Annotated in this window: 18 protein-coding genes and 3 tRNA genes; 8 read left to right on the top strand and 13 right to left on the bottom strand. The window is 34.4% G+C overall.

Annotated features, from left to right (window positions below):
* The first annotated feature begins 204 nt into the window (after window positions 1–204).
* Window positions 205–642 carry an SRPBCC domain-containing protein gene (locus tag M2R48_RS06475; RefSeq protein ID WP_262085482.1) on the top strand — a complete coding sequence of 146 codons (438 nt, stop codon included), beginning with the start codon at window positions 205–207 and terminating at the stop codon, window positions 640–642.
* Between the two features lie 524 nt (window positions 643–1,166).
* Here M2R48_RS06475 and M2R48_RS06470 read toward each other — a convergent pair.
* The 12 genes from M2R48_RS06470 to M2R48_RS06415 form a co-directional block, all read right to left on the bottom strand.
* Window positions 1,167–1,433 (bottom strand): DUF2164 domain-containing protein, encoded by a 267-nt coding sequence (locus tag M2R48_RS06470; protein ID WP_262085481.1) that lies wholly within the window; start codon window positions 1,431–1,433, stop codon window positions 1,167–1,169.
* Window positions 1,434–1,528: 95 nt separating this feature from the next.
* On the bottom strand, window positions 1,529–1,729 hold the full coding sequence (locus M2R48_RS06465; RefSeq protein WP_262085479.1) for a helix-turn-helix transcriptional regulator: 201 nt from the start codon (window positions 1,727–1,729) through the stop codon (window positions 1,529–1,531).
* Complete coding sequence (locus tag M2R48_RS06460) at window positions 1,726–2,103, bottom strand: hypothetical protein (RefSeq protein WP_262085478.1); 378 nt, start codon at window positions 2,101–2,103, stop codon at window positions 1,726–1,728. Before M2R48_RS06460 ends, M2R48_RS06465 begins: the two co-directional genes overlap by 4 nt.
* A 247-nt stretch (window positions 2,104–2,350) precedes the next feature.
* Window positions 2,351–2,427, bottom strand: a tRNA-Met gene (locus M2R48_RS06455).
* Between the two features lie 511 nt (window positions 2,428–2,938).
* On the bottom strand, window positions 2,939–3,151 hold the full coding sequence (locus M2R48_RS06450) for a hypothetical protein (RefSeq protein ID WP_004721987.1): 213 nt from the start codon (window positions 3,149–3,151) through the stop codon (window positions 2,939–2,941).
* A gap of 171 nt (window positions 3,152–3,322) precedes the next feature.
* Complete coding sequence (locus tag M2R48_RS06445; RefSeq protein ID WP_262085477.1) at window positions 3,323–3,625, bottom strand: hypothetical protein; 303 nt, start codon at window positions 3,623–3,625, stop codon at window positions 3,323–3,325.
* Window positions 3,626–4,769: 1,144 nt separating this feature from the next.
* Entirely contained in the window at window positions 4,770–4,985 is a 216-nt protein-coding gene (locus tag M2R48_RS06440) for a cold-shock protein (protein ID WP_004721990.1), read from the bottom strand.
* Window positions 4,986–5,370: 385 nt separating this feature from the next.
* Window positions 5,371–6,210, bottom strand: a complete 840-nt coding sequence (locus tag M2R48_RS06435) for a sterol desaturase family protein (protein WP_262085476.1) — start codon at window positions 6,208–6,210, stop codon at window positions 5,371–5,373.
* Between the two features lie 90 nt (window positions 6,211–6,300).
* Window positions 6,301–7,104: a helix-turn-helix transcriptional regulator gene (locus tag M2R48_RS06430; RefSeq protein ID WP_262085475.1), complete on the bottom strand. Its 804-nt coding sequence runs from the start codon at window positions 7,102–7,104 to the stop codon at window positions 6,301–6,303.
* 208 nt (window positions 7,105–7,312) lie between these two features.
* A tRNA-Met gene (locus tag M2R48_RS06425) sits at window positions 7,313–7,389 on the bottom strand.
* Window positions 7,390–8,161: 772 nt separating this feature from the next.
* Window positions 8,162–8,383 (bottom strand): hypothetical protein, encoded by a 222-nt coding sequence (locus tag M2R48_RS06420; RefSeq protein ID WP_004820039.1) that lies wholly within the window; start codon window positions 8,381–8,383, stop codon window positions 8,162–8,164.
* A 181-nt stretch (window positions 8,384–8,564) separates the two neighbouring features.
* Complete coding sequence (locus tag M2R48_RS06415; protein WP_262085474.1) at window positions 8,565–8,843, bottom strand: hypothetical protein; 279 nt, start codon at window positions 8,841–8,843, stop codon at window positions 8,565–8,567.
* A gap of 1,047 nt (window positions 8,844–9,890) precedes the next feature.
* Between M2R48_RS06415 and M2R48_RS06410 the strand changes: the two genes are divergently transcribed.
* Complete coding sequence (locus tag M2R48_RS06410; RefSeq protein WP_262085473.1) at window positions 9,891–10,625, top strand: energy transducer TonB; 735 nt, start codon at window positions 9,891–9,893, stop codon at window positions 10,623–10,625.
* 162 nt (window positions 10,626–10,787) lie between these two features.
* On the opposite strand, the gene M2R48_RS06405 is transcribed toward M2R48_RS06410, so the two are convergent.
* A tRNA-Arg gene (locus M2R48_RS06405) sits at window positions 10,788–10,863 on the bottom strand.
* A 187-nt stretch (window positions 10,864–11,050) separates the two neighbouring features.
* Here M2R48_RS06405 and M2R48_RS06400 point away from each other — a divergent pair.
* The 6 genes from M2R48_RS06400 (at window position 11,051) to mltB (ending at window position 16,769) form a co-directional block, all read left to right on the top strand.
* The gene (locus M2R48_RS06400) at window positions 11,051–11,986 is read left to right on the top strand and encodes an ABC transporter ATP-binding protein (RefSeq protein WP_004722000.1); all 936 of its coding nucleotides are present in this window, start codon (window positions 11,051–11,053) and stop codon (window positions 11,984–11,986) included.
* Complete coding sequence (locus M2R48_RS06395; RefSeq protein ID WP_004820027.1) at window positions 11,983–12,756, top strand: ABC transporter permease; 774 nt, start codon at window positions 11,983–11,985, stop codon at window positions 12,754–12,756. Before M2R48_RS06400 ends, M2R48_RS06395 begins: the two co-directional genes overlap by 4 nt.
* Window positions 12,756–13,580 (top strand): NADPH-dependent 7-cyano-7-deazaguanine reductase QueF, encoded by an 825-nt coding sequence (gene queF / locus M2R48_RS06390; protein ID WP_262085472.1) that lies wholly within the window; start codon window positions 12,756–12,758, stop codon window positions 13,578–13,580. Before M2R48_RS06395 ends, queF begins: the two co-directional genes overlap by 1 nt.
* Before the next feature lie 17 nt (window positions 13,581–13,597).
* On the top strand, window positions 13,598–14,248 hold the full coding sequence (locus M2R48_RS06385) for a hypothetical protein (protein WP_262085471.1): 651 nt from the start codon (window positions 13,598–13,600) through the stop codon (window positions 14,246–14,248).
* Between the two features lie 343 nt (window positions 14,249–14,591).
* Complete coding sequence (rodA, locus tag M2R48_RS06380) at window positions 14,592–15,734, top strand: rod shape-determining protein RodA (protein ID WP_004722007.1); 1,143 nt, start codon at window positions 14,592–14,594, stop codon at window positions 15,732–15,734.
* 33 nt (window positions 15,735–15,767) lie between these two features.
* The gene (mltB, locus tag M2R48_RS06375) at window positions 15,768–16,769 is read left to right on the top strand and encodes a lytic murein transglycosylase B (RefSeq protein WP_262085470.1); all 1,002 of its coding nucleotides are present in this window, start codon (window positions 15,768–15,770) and stop codon (window positions 16,767–16,769) included.
* Window positions 16,770–16,788: the final 19 nt, after the last annotated feature.

Below are 16,788 nucleotides of genomic sequence, written 5' to 3'. Positions count from 1 at the left end.
AATTATTTAAATGCTGAGTTGATCATTCAAAACATTCTTTAATTTCAAAATAAATCAATAACATAAATAATCAATAAAATAACACTTACACAATTCAATGTTTCTAATATTCTTATTTTCAGTTAAGTGATCTTAATTTTAGTTATATTAAAAAATTAAAAGGCATGTATATTGTATAAAATACACGCTAATTAAAGAGCCGATATGAAATTTGAGATAACAACAGAAATTTTGATCAACGCACCTATTGATATTGTTTGGAAAACCTTAACAAACTTTGAAGATTATAAAAATTGGAATCCGTTTATCATCAGCCTTTCAGGAGACATCCATCAAGGCGGTAAGATCAATGTCACCATACAAAATGATGCAACAAGTAAAATGTCTTTTAAAGCAGTTGTGCTTGAAAATCAGGAAAATAAACAATTTAGCTGGCGCGGAAAATTATTAGTGAAGGGAATATTTGATGGAGAACATAAATTTAGATTAGTACAAATAACCACCAATCAAACAAGGTTAATCCATAGTGAAGCTTTTAGTGGAATTTTAGTAAAACCATTCCTAGACAATTTACAGACAAAGACCAAACCAGGCTTTGAACGAATGAATAATGCACTTAAGCTAAAGTTAGAAAATCATTAGTACACTTCATCAGCTAAATTGGCATTAAGTAAAACCAGTGTCACTTCATCTTTATACTTAGTCTCAATATAGCTTGGCTCAATCTTGCATAAAACGCCATCATTGTTGATGGTCAATTTATTAGCTGGGAAGGACTACAATATGAAGATAGAGATAATGACTTAGCATTAGCACTACCCCCTCTGTATGGGGAATTGGTAAGTAAATTTTTGATAAAATTATAAATAAAGCATTTAAACCAATGAGCTTTGAATCAATCACAATTTTAGTACTCCCAACACCAAAAAGTTAAAAGGAGTCTATTCACTAGGATTTAAATTGAATGCTGAGGTCAGCATCAATAATGAACATTTTTTCAGAGATCGACTCAATGCTTAATAGCCCCTTATCAAATCAACATGACCCAACATAGGGCTTTCTAAAAATCTTATCAGCATACGTTGGGTACTCATCACTGCCCCCTACTCATGACTTTATGGCCTAGAGCATTGACACTATTCTGAACAAGATTTCCAAGATGCTGCTTATTTTGTTTTGTTGATTTTTTCTTTAGACAAGATAAATAAATCTTCATTTAGATGAGAAAATCTTTCTGCTAACCACTCATGGGTATCATTGAGCGCTTGATTATAAAAATGATGTCCAAACTCTTCTACGATAAAATCAAATAAAAATTGAGCTGGAAAGTTACCCAGATCCAAGTCTAGTTCCTTTAATGCATATTTTTTTAATGCGCTAATTAATTGTTCACGCGTAAACTCATCAAATGTAATTATTTGCTTCTTAGCCATAGTCTTCATTTTTGAAAATAACAAAAATTTATTACAATACTTATTTAAGATTTATTCAATCTTATCGCGTCTTAAAATGACGTTCATCATGAGTTTTAGTCATCATCTTCAGCGTTAAAAATTGCTTCAATCGATAAGCCAAACATTTTTGAAATTTTAAACGCCAAAGGTAAGCTAGGATCATAACGCTGTTTTTCAATCGCATTGATCGTCTGTCGAGAGACCCCCAAATATTCAGCTAGTTGCTGCTGAGACCAGCCTTGTTTTGCTCTTAATTCAGATAAGATATTTTTCATCGATAACGCCAAGTCCCAATTGCAATACCAACACCCCAAAGCGTTGCCATTAAGGGCCATACAAAAAACATAGAAAGATGAGGAAAGCCAATATTTTCAAGAAAACCATAGCTAAATGTAATGAGTGCTGTACCCACGAACGCAAGCGCAAAAGCTTGTAATTGGATGCGTTGTTGCATTTCATCTAAGCGAGCTAATTGTCTAATTACACTCCAGCCCACCAATATACAAGGGATTATAGGCAATAAAGTCAAAAAAATTTGTGTTGAATAGCGAATATCGTCATTCTTTAAATATTTTAATGAACAGATAAGCACAACAAGATAAAGCAGCATTGATGCGCTAAACTCAATCAGAGATCTATATTTTTTCATCAGGCACCCATGTAAAGTAAGCTTTACATTAATTTAGGTCAAACATCGCGTAATGTAAAGTACCCTTTACATATTATTTTTGTTTTAAGTTAGACATTGACCTCATAATTCGCTTTCAATTGCAAGTTTTTCACAGCATTTATCCGCGCTTTAATTATTAAGATCTAAAGCTAACTGATTTAAAAGCATAAAAAAAACCTAGTAAGCATGAAGCAAACTAGGCTATAAACTTTAAATCTTTTTTCGTTGGTAGCGGGAGCTGGATTTGAACCAACGACCTTCGGGTTATGAGCCCGACGAGCTACCAGACTGCTCCATCCCGCATCAACGAAGCACCTTTATACGCCTTAAATACAAGGAATACAACCTTTATTCTATATATGTTTAAAAGAATTATTGATAGGCGTCTAGAGCATTCAAATAGCACCCATTATTGGCTGATTATCTTATGGTCTTTTAGCTTCGAAAAGTGATGACTTAACCTTTTACTTAAGACCAAAAGTCTAATATTTCGATAAAGATCTATTATACTTTTATCCTCATCAAGGCATCTTTCGCACTTACCCAAATAACAATTTAATTAACTCAGTCATTGATATAGCATTAGAAAGCCCACTAAAAAGTGGGCTTATTTTTTGGAGGCGCATGAATGATGTGTGAGTCGCACAGCAATTCAAAAAAATTATATCAGTCTTTATTTATTAATTAAATTAAACTATGTAACAAAAATTACCCAAAGCCTGCTGTAATACAATGCTTAAAGAAATAGCGCCAGGTTGGAAATAATCTCTTTATAAATTTAAGCAATTAAAAAACCACCCGTAGGTGGCTCGATTTAAATCATAGGTTCTAGAATCTTATAAATTTTACCATTCTTGCTGCTTTCAAAAAGCATTTCAAAGTTAGGACGCAAAAGTTCATTTTCAACAATGATATATTTGATACGTTCATGAGTTTTATTTGGATTTATCACAACATCATCTAATGTTGCCTCAACTGCGTAACACTTTCCAAATTGATCCTTAACATTTATATCAAGTTTATTCATAAAAACACCTTAAAAATTAAATAAAAAACAGCTAAAACTGTCAACAAAACATTCAATGATTATTAAATTTATGCTTATACATCAAACGCACTTTAATATACTGCAAAAACAGTAAATTATTATATTTTTTTTTATTTGCTTACATTTTAAGTGCTTATCCAAAACATTGAATCAGTTACTACTCAAGTTTTTTTTAGCATCTATTGTGTTTATCTGCTTTAAATCATCAATATGAAGATCAAAAATACTTTCAATCATTTTGAGTTTAGAGTCGCTAGAATCTTTGGAATTTTCGATCAACTCTTTTTTTGTTTGCAAAGTAAATTGAAGATATTCTTCATAACTCACTGTTCCATTTTTTATTAGAAAACTGACTAAATTTCCGATGAGCAATCTAGTGACTTGATCACCCTCTAACGTCGCTTCAACCAACTTCCCTGCTAAAATTAACTTTTTCATATCGCGACCATCCATTGTATCTTTCACTTAATTTAACAAATTCATTTTTACTTGTCATATCAATAAAAATATTCATTGCTTAAGTTCGTTCAGATGTATGCTAGCTTTTGGCTTCCATTACTGCAAATGCTTCAATATTGATACTTCAACAATAACACTCAGTTACTTGAATACAATTAAACAATCCCCTTTCTTCGGTAATTGCAAGCCTGTTTTAAAAACCAATATCCACTCTTATATGTACACCAATCATCAACTTCAAAAATAGTTTATTCTAAATAGCTATTATCTAAAGAAAAAAGCCCTACATTTCTGTAAGGCCTTACCTTAATTTTGCGCTGACTAAGGATTTTTGTTATTTATTATTAGTAAAATAACAATTTAAATTTACTTTAAAATTAAATTATCGTCAACCTTTTCATTGCTTGTATAAAAAATACCCACCGATAGAGTAAGTGGGTATATAAACTTGTGATATATGTTTAGCTAAACTTAATTTACATAACAAGAGTCTCACTTTCAATACCATTCATCGGCTATTTAATTTTACAATAATACCAATATCAGAATTTATTCACTCAATGATCGAGACTTCGTATGCTCATAGATAAAGCCTCTATAAAAACAATGAAAAATGCCAGCCAATGCTACGCGCAAAGAAGGGCAAAATTAAATTCTATACAACTGGTTTTAAATATTTTTAAATTAATTCGTTTTAAAATATGGCGTAAAAGAAAAGTCTACTAGATTCTATTCAGTTATCTAAATTATTATGGTTTATCAATCATATTGAACCCAAAAGATACTATACATTTATCTCGACTATTTTACTGCGTTTTTATTATTAAAGAACAGATGTATAGTATCCGTGACCATTGGAGAGAGTGGTCTATAGACAATAAAGAAACGCCATACTAACCTGCATGATGCGGGTTTCTTTTTGTTTATTGATCTAGAAATAGCACAGCAGCTACACAGTACCCCGAATAGAAAAGACAAGCCTTGCGCAGAAATTGATTAGATTTGCTTAAATTTTTACTGATAGGCGAATGATGGATCTTTTAAACAGGTTCAGTGTTTCAGTATAAATATGAATTAAAATAAAAATTTAGAGTCAAAAAAAGCACGATATCGTGCTTTTTTTACAACTTACTCTGAATTATAGCGGAGTAATGTTTACAGCGTTAGGACCTTTAGGACCTTGAGTGATACTGAATTCAACTTGTTGACCTTCAGCAAGAGTTTTGAAGCCAGAGTTAGCGATTTCGCTGAAATGAGCAAAAACGTCTGGACCTGATTCTTGTTGAATGAAACCGAAACCTTTAGTTTCGTTGAACCATTTAACTGTACCTTTAACAACATTTGAGTTTGACATAATCAATCCTACTGAGATTTAAAAAATTTTAAGCCATTTTATGACTAGTGATAACGTCGAAAATAATAAAGAATTGAACTTAAAATCTGAATAAAACGAAGGATTATGACTAAAACTGCGATACTTAGAGAAGATTTACCAAAACATGACTTTTTTCTAGTTGGCTTTACTTTACAGGAAAAAAATAAATAATCAAGCCTTCTTATACATATTTAACTTTATTATGGATAAAGAATGACTTATCTATTTAGAACAGCCCTTTTGCAAGAGCTTGTTCAAATAAATTACTTTTCTCGTTCATTGATAAAAAGTCAATTAACTTTCTATTTCAGAACCAAATACACCAATGTTCCATACATCAATTTTGCTTATGTTTACTTTAGGGTTACTTTTTAAATGGCCAGCGGAGTTGAGCTAAATACTGGTTGGGTATTTGACTACGCACACCAACTTGATCATCTTTAATTCTCTGATCTTCATAGTAAAAACTTCTAAACAAGATATCCCAAAATATGAACACCTCTCCAAAATTCTTACGTCCAAATCCATGCTTGTGATGAATACGGTGTACCTCAGCTACAGCAAAAATATATTTGAAAGGACCAACACGATAATCAATATTTGCATGCTGAAAAAACAAATGCACGGCCATAAATATCATCCAACACCCAATCAGCAAACTTGGAGCACCCAAAAGCGCGAGGATGATCAAACTAGGCCCAGCAAGTACGATTGCACTCAGTGGATGCCGCTTTTCAGAATTTAACCAATATAAACGACGTGATTGATGGTGAATCGCATGCAATTTCCATAAAAACCGATACTTGTGGCTCATGTAGTGCATGAGCCATAGACCAAAATCAATCACCACAGCAACAATCAATATCTGCCAAAATACCGAAATATGGTCGGGCCATAATCGTGGAATAAATCGGAAAAGATCAAACCATTCGATAATTTTTGAGACAGAAACGATCAAAAATAAATTAAAAATTGCATGGATGATATCTGTAACAAAATCTTGATGTGTATCCAACCACTTTACTTGATAAGGCAAAGAATGCTCAACCCATGCAATCATTACACCACTTAGCAAGATGAACAATATTGAACTTGGCCAATACGGAACTTGCCCTGAGACGATGAACATCATCATCCATACGGTTAACAGCATACAAAGCGGATAAAATAAATATCGCAGAGATATTTTAACAAAAGCACTCATTTATAACTCCATTCAACAGAATACGTTTTAGGAGTATGCTGAATGGCTGGATAGAAAAATTGAACGAAACCGCTATATCACTTATAGCTTTTAATCTGACAAAAGTAATATTGGCATTTGCTCAATGGATGGAATAAATTTTAATAGTGAAGGTTGAATGCCAAACATTTGTTTGCAGGTTCGACTAAAATGCGCCTGATCAGAAAAATGAGCGTGGTGAGCGATGCTGGTTAAATTAATATCCTGATCTATGGCTTGAAAGCTTTGTAATAAGCGTAACCATTTCCGATAACTACGATAAGAAATACCAAAATTGTCACTAAACCAATGACTAAAACGACTTTCTGAAAGATTGAATTGTGAGGCGATTTGTTTCACTGTCAAATTCTGTTGATGGTTGAGAATAAGAAATTTTGCAAGACGCTCTTCTCTAACTGACTGAGCTTTGAAATTAGATTCACTGCAATAACTTAAAAGCTTTTGAAAAGATTCAAATGTTTGATTTTGTTCTATAAAATATACTCTAAGAATAGCCACCAAACTTTCAGGCAATATCGTAATCGACGAGTCTGGTTGTAAGTAAGCTTGTAAATAATGCTGAATGACATCAGCAAGAAAATGTGTTTGATCAATATAGATCGAACAGTAAGTTCCTGGTTGCAAATGATGTAAAGTATTTGCTGCGATATAGACTCCACTACTCCATATACAATAATCATCAGCAATAACTTGAATCCGTTCTCCCTGTTGTTTTGCAAAGCTTAACTGATGTGCGTGATGACGATGTGGAGAGTTATCACCCACAGCTCCCTCAAAATAGCCAATGCCATATCCAATTGCTATTCTGCCCATCCAATATTTAGCAGGTAAGTTATATAGATTAGATTGAGCCATAGAATACTTAAGCTAAAAGTGAAAACTCATTAAATAACACTATTCTACTTATCTTCAAATAACCAGCATAAATAAGCAGATGGATTGAGTCCGCTTTTTATATCATTGCTATTCTAAAGTGCTTAAATTCAATGCAATAAATTTTAAGCATAAAAAAACCTAGTAAGCATGAAGCAAACTAGGCTATAAACTTTGAATCTTTTTTCGTTGGTAGCGGGAGCTGGATTTGAACCAACGACCTTCGGGTTATGAGCCCGACGAGCTACCAGACTGCTCCATCCCGCATCAACGAAGTGACTTTATACGCCTTAAAGGCAAGTAATACAACCTTTATTCAATATATATCTCAAAAAGCCCTATTTAAGTATTCTATTGACACAATATTTATACTTTTATGCATTGTTTTCCATTTTTAGATAAATATAAGAGTAGAAAATTTCGAGTCGATTAGCTTGAGCCTCATTGGCTAACATCTACAGCGAAAAATTGAGTATAAGACACCACTAATTTTATATCTTTATCCAAGTTGCTCAATAGCAAAGCATCTCTAAGCACTTATCAATATAAAGATCAGTAGCATAATATTCAATACATTTCAGCATATCAAAGTTCATAAAAGCCCACCTTTTGATGAGCTTTTAGGTCCATTTGTATTTACTTATACACCCATATCCCTAAAGGGATATTACCAAATAAATGGATAAGTAAAGTAAGAACAATAAACATAGAAAAGAAGAATGCGATGTTTATAGATTTAGATATCATGTAATCACCCTTATTTTATTGTTGTTGATTTTTTATACACTAATAACGTGAAATTTTCAATCATTAATATGGATAAATAAATCACATTAAAATCTATCGCTTAGTAAGCTGCTTAAATAGTAAAACATTTTGCAATAATTACTTCTCTCTTTCCTTTTCTTATCGATACTTCCCTGTCTATAAATACCTGTTAAGTATCTATAACAATTTTTGCTATAAAAAAAGACGCTTTAAGCGCCTCACTATAAACTTCATTATTTACCACTCATTTCAACTTATATTGCTTATTCAGCTATTCAATCTCAAAAAAATGCTTTTCTGTGACTATTTTTATCTTTATTTCTTTATAATATCTAATCATTGGGTCATTTGCATCTTTGCTAATTTTATCTAAAAACTTATTCTCTTTCATTAATTTAGAATAAGTTTTATAACCGATCACTAATCTTTGTGGATCCTTACTTTCTTTAAAATCATCAATTTGCTTATTGAGTTCTTTTAGATCGATACCCATGCTGGCTCCCCTCAATTGTTTTAAGCAATATAACACTCATTTATGACATTTTTTTGGCGAGTTAAGAAAAATTAAGCGATTTAAAATGCCTCAAATTTCTGCAAGGCATTCTTCAATATTTTGCTCTACCTTTCATCAACCTTTAAAATAGCGGTGACGTCACTCTAGTGACTACATCAATTTATGATTCAGTGATAAATAAGGGATGATTCGCTTTATAAATCGCTAATTTTTTTATTTCATTCTCTAGATAGCCTTCTGGTTCTTCTTTCCATGTCACTTTTCCACTATCAAAATCAGAGTTACTTAAGGCCCAAGAAGAAATTAAACTGTAAATAAATGTGTTATCAGCAAAAATTAATTTTGTTTTATCACTCTTATCACTTGTAAACACTTTATGTGTGGGTAAGGACCCAAATATACCCACGTGGGTATACAAATATGTAAAGGTTTCATTCATCGTAATGATTACTCTTGTCGTTAATCACTATACTACCGCATTCAGCTCTATTTTATGAACTTTGAGCAAAATTCTAAATCCTTAACCGCTTAAGGATTTTATTAAAAAAGCAGCCAACTAAGGCTATGCTATGAATAATTTAAACATTAAGGCAAAAAAAACCTGCATCTTTGGGGAAAGAATGCAGGCAAAAACCGATTATTCGGTAATAGGAGGAATACCTACTATTTTACTAGGGTTTCATTTTATTTGTCAGTGGCAATATATAACAAGTGCTATAGCTTGCTTTTAATTGGTGAAAAATACTCAATATGAAGGTGAATAAGAGACTTAAAATCTATAGATATTTAGCTTAATCACAGTATTACAAATGATTTGATAGATACGTGTTTTACTTAAGTACTTTGTATTCTGCTACTAATTTATGCTTTTTAGAATCAATCTTATCGAGTGGTTGGCTATAAAAAACTTCACCAACAAAGTAACTCTATTTAAAGCATTTCCAAAAGATCATCCAATTTTTCATGTTCAAATTACTTTTATATTTTAAAAATTACGAATAGTCACCCATCAATGACTTATATTGATCAATCCATAACTTTATATGGTTATTTAGACTGAACCATTTTATGCTTTCTTCATCAATACTCTAAGTGATAATTAATTCATTGATAACTACATCAATAATTCAGCGTTCAAACACGCCTTCAATTAGTGGTGTATTCACTAAAAAATATCAGCTTATTGATTTAGAAAAACTGCTGAAAGATCTACCTCAATTTTGTTTGAATTAGCTTAAGCGTTTAATTAACCAATGTTTGATTTAGGCGTGTGCCTAACAAAAATCAGATTCAGGCATTTTACAAAGCTTTTAAAGTTCAGTGTTAACTTAATAATCACTTATGCCTTACAGTCGCATTAGCAATCTGCTGTGGAATTCAGCTTCTAGCTGTAGTAATGAATTGTGTGAAAAATTGCTATAAACTTGAGCACAATAATTTAACTTACAAAGATATTGCATACTAACTTTTATATAAGGTGTACATTTTGAAGCATTTATTTTATATCCCATTTTTGTTTTGTAGTTTATTAACAAATGCAGCAGAAGAATCTCTTGATCTAACAAAAAATAATGGAGTAAGCTGGCGAATAAATCCTAAAATACCAAAAATTATTAATCAGTTTGATACTCCAAATGTATTTGATACTGTGATTCGCTTTGAATCAGATGGAATGGGTAATGTGACATCTGCAAAAGTGATTAGTAGTACTGGAAATGCTAAAACAGATGAATTGATCAAAAATGCAGTTTTAAACGCTAAACTACGACCATACAAAGAAAATGGAGTACCTACTCGATTCTCAGCAGATCAGCCTTTTCATATAAATGCAACAAATACAAAAAAAGAAAAAATCTTTGAATGCAAATTGGTGATAAAGTCAAATGCATACCAAGTTCAACAAAAGTTCAAATCAATAAAAAAAGCCTTGAAGAAAATTGATTTTGTGTATTTAGATGAACCAACCTATCGAAAAAGCCCCTCCTACAGCAAATCGTCGAATACAACAGATTTTGGAGAATTTAAAGTTACCTTTGTTGCCCCTGATGGCGTGATAAAAAGAATTGATCAACGAGAACCAACGATAGAGCACGTTATAGTTCTTAATTCGATTATTGGAATGAAAATAACACCAAAAAAGGATATCTGGAATAAGGGGATGCATGAATATGAGGATACTTTCACAGTAATGAGGCAATGCACTACAGATCCGATTAATTAAAAAAGCACGGCGATTTAGCCGTGTGCTTTCGTGCATAGATAAATTACTGGAAAAGTTAAGTAGATTTACTGATTGGTTTGAATTTAACCAAAATTTTGTTAATACTTTTAATATAAAAGGTTTTGAGACAAATTGGAACAAGAACAAGGAGGAACAGCAAGATGGTACGCCCAGCGGGACTCGAACCCACTCCACAGGCTTCGGAAACCTGTACTCTATCCAGTTAAGCTATGGGCGCTTAAATTGAGATGGCACATCATAACAAAAAAAACCGCGAGGTAAAGCATTTATAAAACAACTCTTTTGATTGATGCTCATGCTTTAAACAATGTTGCATATTTGCAATGCAGAATTCCTCCTAACTTACTTGGTTTATTCAAAAAGATCGCTCACAATACACACTCCATAAACCAAGTGAGAATTTCATGACTGATGCTCTGACGTTAAGAGATTTATCTAAAACCTATAGAAATGGATTCCAAGCACTCAAAGGAATCAATTTGACTGTTCCAGAAGGAGAGTTTTATGCACTTTTAGGACCAAATGGCGCTGGTAAATCGACAACAATCAGTATTATCAGTTCCTTGGCCCGGAAAACCTCGGGTACTGTGGAAATTTTTGGTCATGATTTAGATACCCATCCTTCACATGCAAAGCAATGTCTAGGTGTTGTTCCTCAAGAATTTAACTTTGGTCAATTTGAAAAGATCTTTGACATCTTAGTCACTCAAGCGGGTTATTACGGCATTCCGCCTAAAATTGCACAACAACGTGCTGAAGAATATTTAGAAAAATTAGGTTTATGGGATAAGCGTAATACTCAAGGTCGTATGTTGTCTGGTGGTATGAAGCGCCGTTTAATGATTGCGCGTGCCATGATGCATGAACCTAAACTTTTGATCTTAGATGAACCCACTGCAGGTGTAGACATCGAGTTACGCCGTTCAATGTGGGATTTCCTTACAGAAATGAATGAAAAAGGCACTTCGATCATTTTAACCACGCATTACTTAGAAGAAGCAGAAATGCTTTGTCGTCAGATTGCGATTATTGACCGTGGTGTTATCAAAGAAGATACATCGATGAAAGCATTCTTAAACCAATTGAGTGAAGAATCTTTTATTTTCGATTTAGAAAATCCTATTGAACCGATCATGATTGATATCATTGGTGTGAAATTTAATTTGATTGACCCTATGACCTTAGAAGTCACGATGGATAAAGCGCATTCTTTAAATGATTTATTTCAGCTTTTAGAAGCGCAAGGCATTCGTGTTCGCAGTATGCGCAATAAATCAAATCGTCTTGAAGAGTTATTTGTGAAACTGGTTGAGAAAAATCTTGAAGGAGTTGCAGAATGAATTTTACTCAACTACGTATTGCGCTCTATACATTAGTTCAAAAAGAAATCCGCCGCTTTATGCGCATTTGGCCGCAGACCTTATTACCGCCTGCGATTACCATGAGCTTGTACTTTGTGATTTTTGGTAATTTGGTCGGTTCTCGTATTGGGCAAATGGGTGGATTTAGCTATATGCAATTCATCGTGCCAGGTCTCATCATGATGGCGGTGATTACAAATAGCTATGCCAATGTGTCTTCCAGTTTCTTTAGTGCTAAATTCCAAAAAAGCATCGAAGAACTGATCATGAGCCCAGTTCCATTACATATGGTCTTGTGTGGTTATGTGATTGGTGGTGTTGCCCGTGGTGTTCTTGTTGGGGCAATTGTCACAGCAATGAGTTTGTTCTTTACTGACCTTTATATCCATAATATTTTCGTCACGATATATACCGTTATTATTACCTCACTATTGTTCTCTTTAGGTGGTTTTATCAATGCTGTATATGCAAAATCGTTTGACGATATTTCAATTATCCCAACCTTTGTATTAACACCCCTCACCTACTTAGGCGGTGTGTTTTATTCGATTAGTGCTTTAAGTCCATTTTGGCAAAATCTGTCTTTAATTAACCCGATTGTATATATGGTCAATGCTTTCCGTTTCGGAATTTTAGGTCATAGTGATGTCAATGTTTCATTGTCTTTACTTATCGTGACTCTATTCTGTGGCGTACTGTATGCGATTGCCTACTATTTACTTTCTCGTGGTTCAGGAATGCGTGAATAATGTCTGTTGAAAAATCCTTATTGGGTAAAGAAACCGATTACCCAACTACCTATCAACCCGAAATTCTTTTCCCGATCGCGCGTACACAAGCGCGTGAGCAATATGCGGATGTAGCGGGTATATATAAAGGTCAAGATTGGTGGCATGTATTCGAAATTTCTTGGCTCAATAGTAAAGGGATCCCGCAAGTTGCCATTGGGCGTATTGCACTCCCAGCAACATCACCAAATTTGATTGAATCAAAGTCGTTAAAGCTCTACTTTAATAGTATGAACTTTACCCAGTTTGACTCTCATCAAGCTTTTATCAATACCGTTGAAAAAGACTTATCTGCTGCTGCACAAGCCCCAGTGACGCTAACTTTATTTCAAGTTGATGATTTAGAGATCAGCAAACCAACGGGTATTTGTATTGATGATCAAGAACCTGACCAGCTGGTCAATCATCCAGATGCAAGCCTTTTGGCCTTTGATCAAGAAAATGCACAACACGGTGAAAGCGTTGAAATTCAACTGTATTCACACTTATTAAGAAGCAATTGCCCTGTGACTGGACAACCCGATTGGGGCACTGTTTTTATCCGATACCAAGGCGAAAAACCTTGTTATCGCAGTATTTTAGCTTATATTATCTCGTATCGTCAGCATAACGGTTTTCACGAACAATGCGTGGAACAAATCTTTGCCGATATTTGGCAAAATTTAAAACCTGAAAAGCTGATGGTGTATGCAACATATACACGTCGTGGCGGTTTAGATATTAACCCATGTCGTGTATCTGATGAATCATGGATGCCAAGCCCAATTCGATTGGCGCGACAATAAACATTGAGGTTGAAAACATGCCTTTTTTTGGTTTTGTACCTTCTGAAGAACTATTAAAGAACATTCAGACCGGTATTGAGAAAAAAAACTCTAACGAACCACTTTATCCTTTACGTGATCAAACTGCCTTACTCATTAATGAAGAAATTATTGATACGCTTTTGATTGAACTTGTTCGTCGCTTCCCTGCAAGTGACAAACGAGATACTGCTGAAAAATTAGCAGGCTATGTCAAATCGACTGTTGCTGTATTACTTAAACAATTATTAAGTAAGGCAGACAATGATGTGGTTCGTCAGTCTGTAGAGTTTTCAGAACGTAGTCTATTTAAAGATCCACAAGGTCAATTCCGTGTCGGTGTGAATTTAGACGCAAGTTTAGTCACCAATCTCAAAAATAGCTTTGCTGAAGTTCAAGCAAATGAGGATGTAAATCGCGCTGTATTGTCTGAACAATTCAAACAATTCTCAGATGCGACGATTAACCATTTTATGCGTGATTTTAATAAAACGCTGGATTTGGGTATGATCAAACGTAAAGCTGCGGATATTGGCGCGTCTGCTGTAGGTAAAGCAGTGCATATGGCAATTGATAAGTTGATTCCAAATTTAAATAAAGATGAAATCACAGCTGTAGCAGAATATTACGATACTTTATTTTTTAATTGATCGTTAAAACTCAATTGGATTTTTAAATATAAAAAATGCCCTTCTTGATAAGGGCATTTTTTTAAATTTATCGAGCTATACTTTTAGCTGTAGTAATTAACCATTAAATTCATGAACTTAAAATCATGATAAAACGCTATTCCTAGATCTATCTAAGACCTATTCAAGTTCAAAACCATTTAATTCAATCTATTTAACCCACTATTTTCTAATTTAAATATTTCACCCTCAAAATAATCACAAAATTTAAGTCATAATTTTGTTGCAAAGTATTGATATTCATTGCCTTCGAGGGGGATTGTGATAGCATGCGCAAAACACATTTCCCGCACAAAATAGACCAATGGCACCAAGCTCTCAATATAAATTTTTACGTCAATCTCCTCGTGATGGTCTGAGTACTGCCATGATCCCCTCACGCTGGCAAAAACTCCATATTGACCCTTGGTTGAGCTTATTTCTAATTTTAAACGCGATGCTCGGTTTAACCGTCCTTTATAGTGCGTCTGCACAAGATATGGGGCTGGTTTCCAAACAAGCCATGAGCTTTGGTATCGGTTTTCTCGTCATGTGTGGTTTAGCCCAAATTCCCCCTAAAGTTTATCAAGCTTTTGCACCTTACTTTTATCTGTTTGGGCTGGTCTGCTTAGTCGCAGTTAAAGTGTTTGGTGAGGTTCGCATGGGTGCTCAACGCTGGATTGGGATTCCGGGTTTTGGCAGCGTACAACCCAGTGAGTTTTTAAAAATTGGTATGCCATTGATGATTGCATGGTTTTTATCTCGTAATCCTCTACCGCCTAGTTTTAAAAATGTGTTTTTATCACTGATCATGATTGGCATTCCTTTTATCCTGATTGCAGAACAACCCGATTTAGGTACATCACTGCTCATCTTAGCCAGTGGGATTTTTGTGCTATTTCTAAGTGGTCTTTCTTGGAAAATGATTTTAGGTGCAGTGAGTGCTGTTGCAGTGGTGATTCCAGTCGCTTGGGAATTTCTACTACATGACTATCAACGACAACGTGTTTTAACTTTATTTAATCCAGAAGCTGATGCCTTAGGCACAGGCTGGAACATCATTCAGTCTAAAACAGCGATTGGTTCGGGTGGCTTTATGGGTAAAGGTTATTTGGAAGGCACTCAATCGCACTTACATTTTTTACCTGAAGGCCATACTGACTTTATTATTGCCGCATTTTCTGAAGAATTCGGTCTGATTGGTATCCTACTTCTGATCATCATTTACTTTTGTATTATCTTTAGAACCTTTCAAATGAGTCTACAGTGCTTCCATAATTTTGGGCGCTTGGTTGCTGGTACTTTTGCTTTGTCATTTTTTGTTTATGTATTTGTAAATGCGGGCATGGTCAGTGGTATTTTACCTGTAGTCGGTGTGCCATTACCTTTTATGAGTTATGGTGGTACTGCAATTATTACTTTAATGGCCACTTTTGGCATTGTGATGTCTATACATACACATCGTTAATTTTTTATCATAAATAATTAGGAAATATAACCTATGTTTACTTTTGGGCTTTTACAGAAGGTTAAAAACATCACTTTTTGTGCAGCTGCATTTTCACTGACCAGTTTCTGCCAAGCCAATGATTTTGCCAGCAACCCTGAATACAATAACTTTAAAGCCAAAACCATGCAAACCTATGGTTTAAGTAGCGAACAAATTGATTGGGCAATGAACGGTTCACGCAATTTACCCAATATCATCAGCATTATGGAACGACCAGGTGAAAGTAAGCCTTGGTACCAATACAAAACTAATTTTTTAGCTGAAGGCACCATCCAACGTGGTGTGCGTTTTAAACAACAATATGCAGATACACTGAATCGCGCAGAACAGCAGTTTGGGGTGCCTCAAGCAATCATCCTAGGCATTCTAGGGGTGGAAACAGGTTATGGCTCAAATAAGGGCTCCTTTATCACCCGTGATGCACTTGCAACCCTCGGTTTTGGTTATCCCCGCCGTGCGCAATATTTCCAAGATGAGTTGGGTGCTTTAATTGCATGGTCATATAAAGATGGCGTTCCAACCAATTCGATTGTTGGGTCTTATGCAGGCGCAGTAGGTTATCCGCAATTTATGCCAAGTAATGTGTCTAAATTTGGCGTGGATTACGATGGAAATGGTCATGTTGACTTACGTAACTCTGCGGTCGATGCGATTGGTTCAATTGCCAACTATCTGGCTCAACATGGCTGGCAGCGTGATCGCCCTATTGCATTTTTAGCGCGTTATACAGAGAACAATCCTGAAGCAGTTATTGCAAAAGATTTAACTCAGCCTGTTCCCTATGGATCACTTAAAAATTTAGGGATTTCTCCATTAAATCCAATCGTCAAAATTGATGACTTAGATTTGGTTAATGTGATTCAATTACAGGACAGCAATGGCCCTATTTATTATATTACTTATCCTAATTTTCAAGTGATTACGACATATAATAGAAGCCGTATGTATGCCACCGCTTTATGGCTTTTAGGCACCGAAATTGTAAGTCGTTAAGACTTGCAATTTCCTAAAC

The sequence above is a fragment of the Acinetobacter sp. I-MWF genome, assembly GCF_025433935.1.
Lineage (GTDB): Bacteria > Pseudomonadota > Gammaproteobacteria > Pseudomonadales > Moraxellaceae > Acinetobacter > Acinetobacter guillouiae.
This window is presented reverse-complemented; position numbering and strand designations above follow the sequence as displayed.

What these genes read in the sequence shown, in the direction of transcription:
- M2R48_RS06460 (WP_262085478.1), bottom strand. Translation starts at nt 2,103, where the DNA reads ATGAAAAAATATAGATCTCTGATTGAGTTTAGCGCATCAATGCTGCTT.
- M2R48_RS06475 (WP_262085482.1), top strand. Translation starts at nt 205, where the DNA reads ATGAAATTTGAGATAACAACAGAAATTTTGATCAACGCACCTATTGAT.
- M2R48_RS06420 (WP_004820039.1), bottom strand. Translation starts at nt 8,383, where the DNA reads ATGGGTATCGATCTAAAAGAACTCAATAAGCAAATTGATGATTTTAAA.
- M2R48_RS06385 (WP_262085471.1), top strand. Translation starts at nt 13,598, where the DNA reads ATGCCTTTTTTTGGTTTTGTACCTTCTGAAGAACTATTAAAGAACATT.
- M2R48_RS06395 (WP_004820027.1), top strand. Translation starts at nt 11,983, where the DNA reads ATGAATTTTACTCAACTACGTATTGCGCTCTATACATTAGTTCAAAAA.
- M2R48_RS06465 (WP_262085479.1), bottom strand. Translation starts at nt 1,729, where the DNA reads ATGAAAAATATCTTATCTGAATTAAGAGCAAAACAAGGCTGGTCTCAG.
- M2R48_RS06430 (WP_262085475.1), bottom strand. Translation starts at nt 7,104, where the DNA reads ATGGCTCAATCTAATCTATATAACTTACCTGCTAAATATTGGATGGGC.
- M2R48_RS06470 (WP_262085481.1), bottom strand. Translation starts at nt 1,433, where the DNA reads ATGGCTAAGAAGCAAATAATTACATTTGATGAGTTTACGCGTGAACAA.
- mltB (WP_262085470.1), top strand. Translation starts at nt 15,768, where the DNA reads ATGTTTACTTTTGGGCTTTTACAGAAGGTTAAAAACATCACTTTTTGT.
- M2R48_RS06450 (WP_004721987.1), bottom strand. Translation starts at nt 3,151, where the DNA reads ATGAATAAACTTGATATAAATGTTAAGGATCAATTTGGAAAGTGTTAC.
- M2R48_RS06435 (WP_262085476.1), bottom strand. Translation starts at nt 6,210, where the DNA reads ATGAGTGCTTTTGTTAAAATATCTCTGCGATATTTATTTTATCCGCTT.
- M2R48_RS06445 (WP_262085477.1), bottom strand. Translation starts at nt 3,625, where the DNA reads ATGGATGGTCGCGATATGAAAAAGTTAATTTTAGCAGGGAAGTTGGTT.
- rodA (WP_004722007.1), top strand. Translation starts at nt 14,592, where the DNA reads ATGGCACCAAGCTCTCAATATAAATTTTTACGTCAATCTCCTCGTGAT.
- M2R48_RS06415 (WP_262085474.1), bottom strand. Translation starts at nt 8,843, where the DNA reads ATGAATGAAACCTTTACATATTTGTATACCCACGTGGGTATATTTGGG.
- M2R48_RS06440 (WP_004721990.1), bottom strand. Translation starts at nt 4,985, where the DNA reads ATGTCAAACTCAAATGTTGTTAAAGGTACAGTTAAATGGTTCAACGAA.
- queF (WP_262085472.1), top strand. Translation starts at nt 12,756, where the DNA reads ATGTCTGTTGAAAAATCCTTATTGGGTAAAGAAACCGATTACCCAACT.
- M2R48_RS06400 (WP_004722000.1), top strand. Translation starts at nt 11,051, where the DNA reads ATGACTGATGCTCTGACGTTAAGAGATTTATCTAAAACCTATAGAAAT.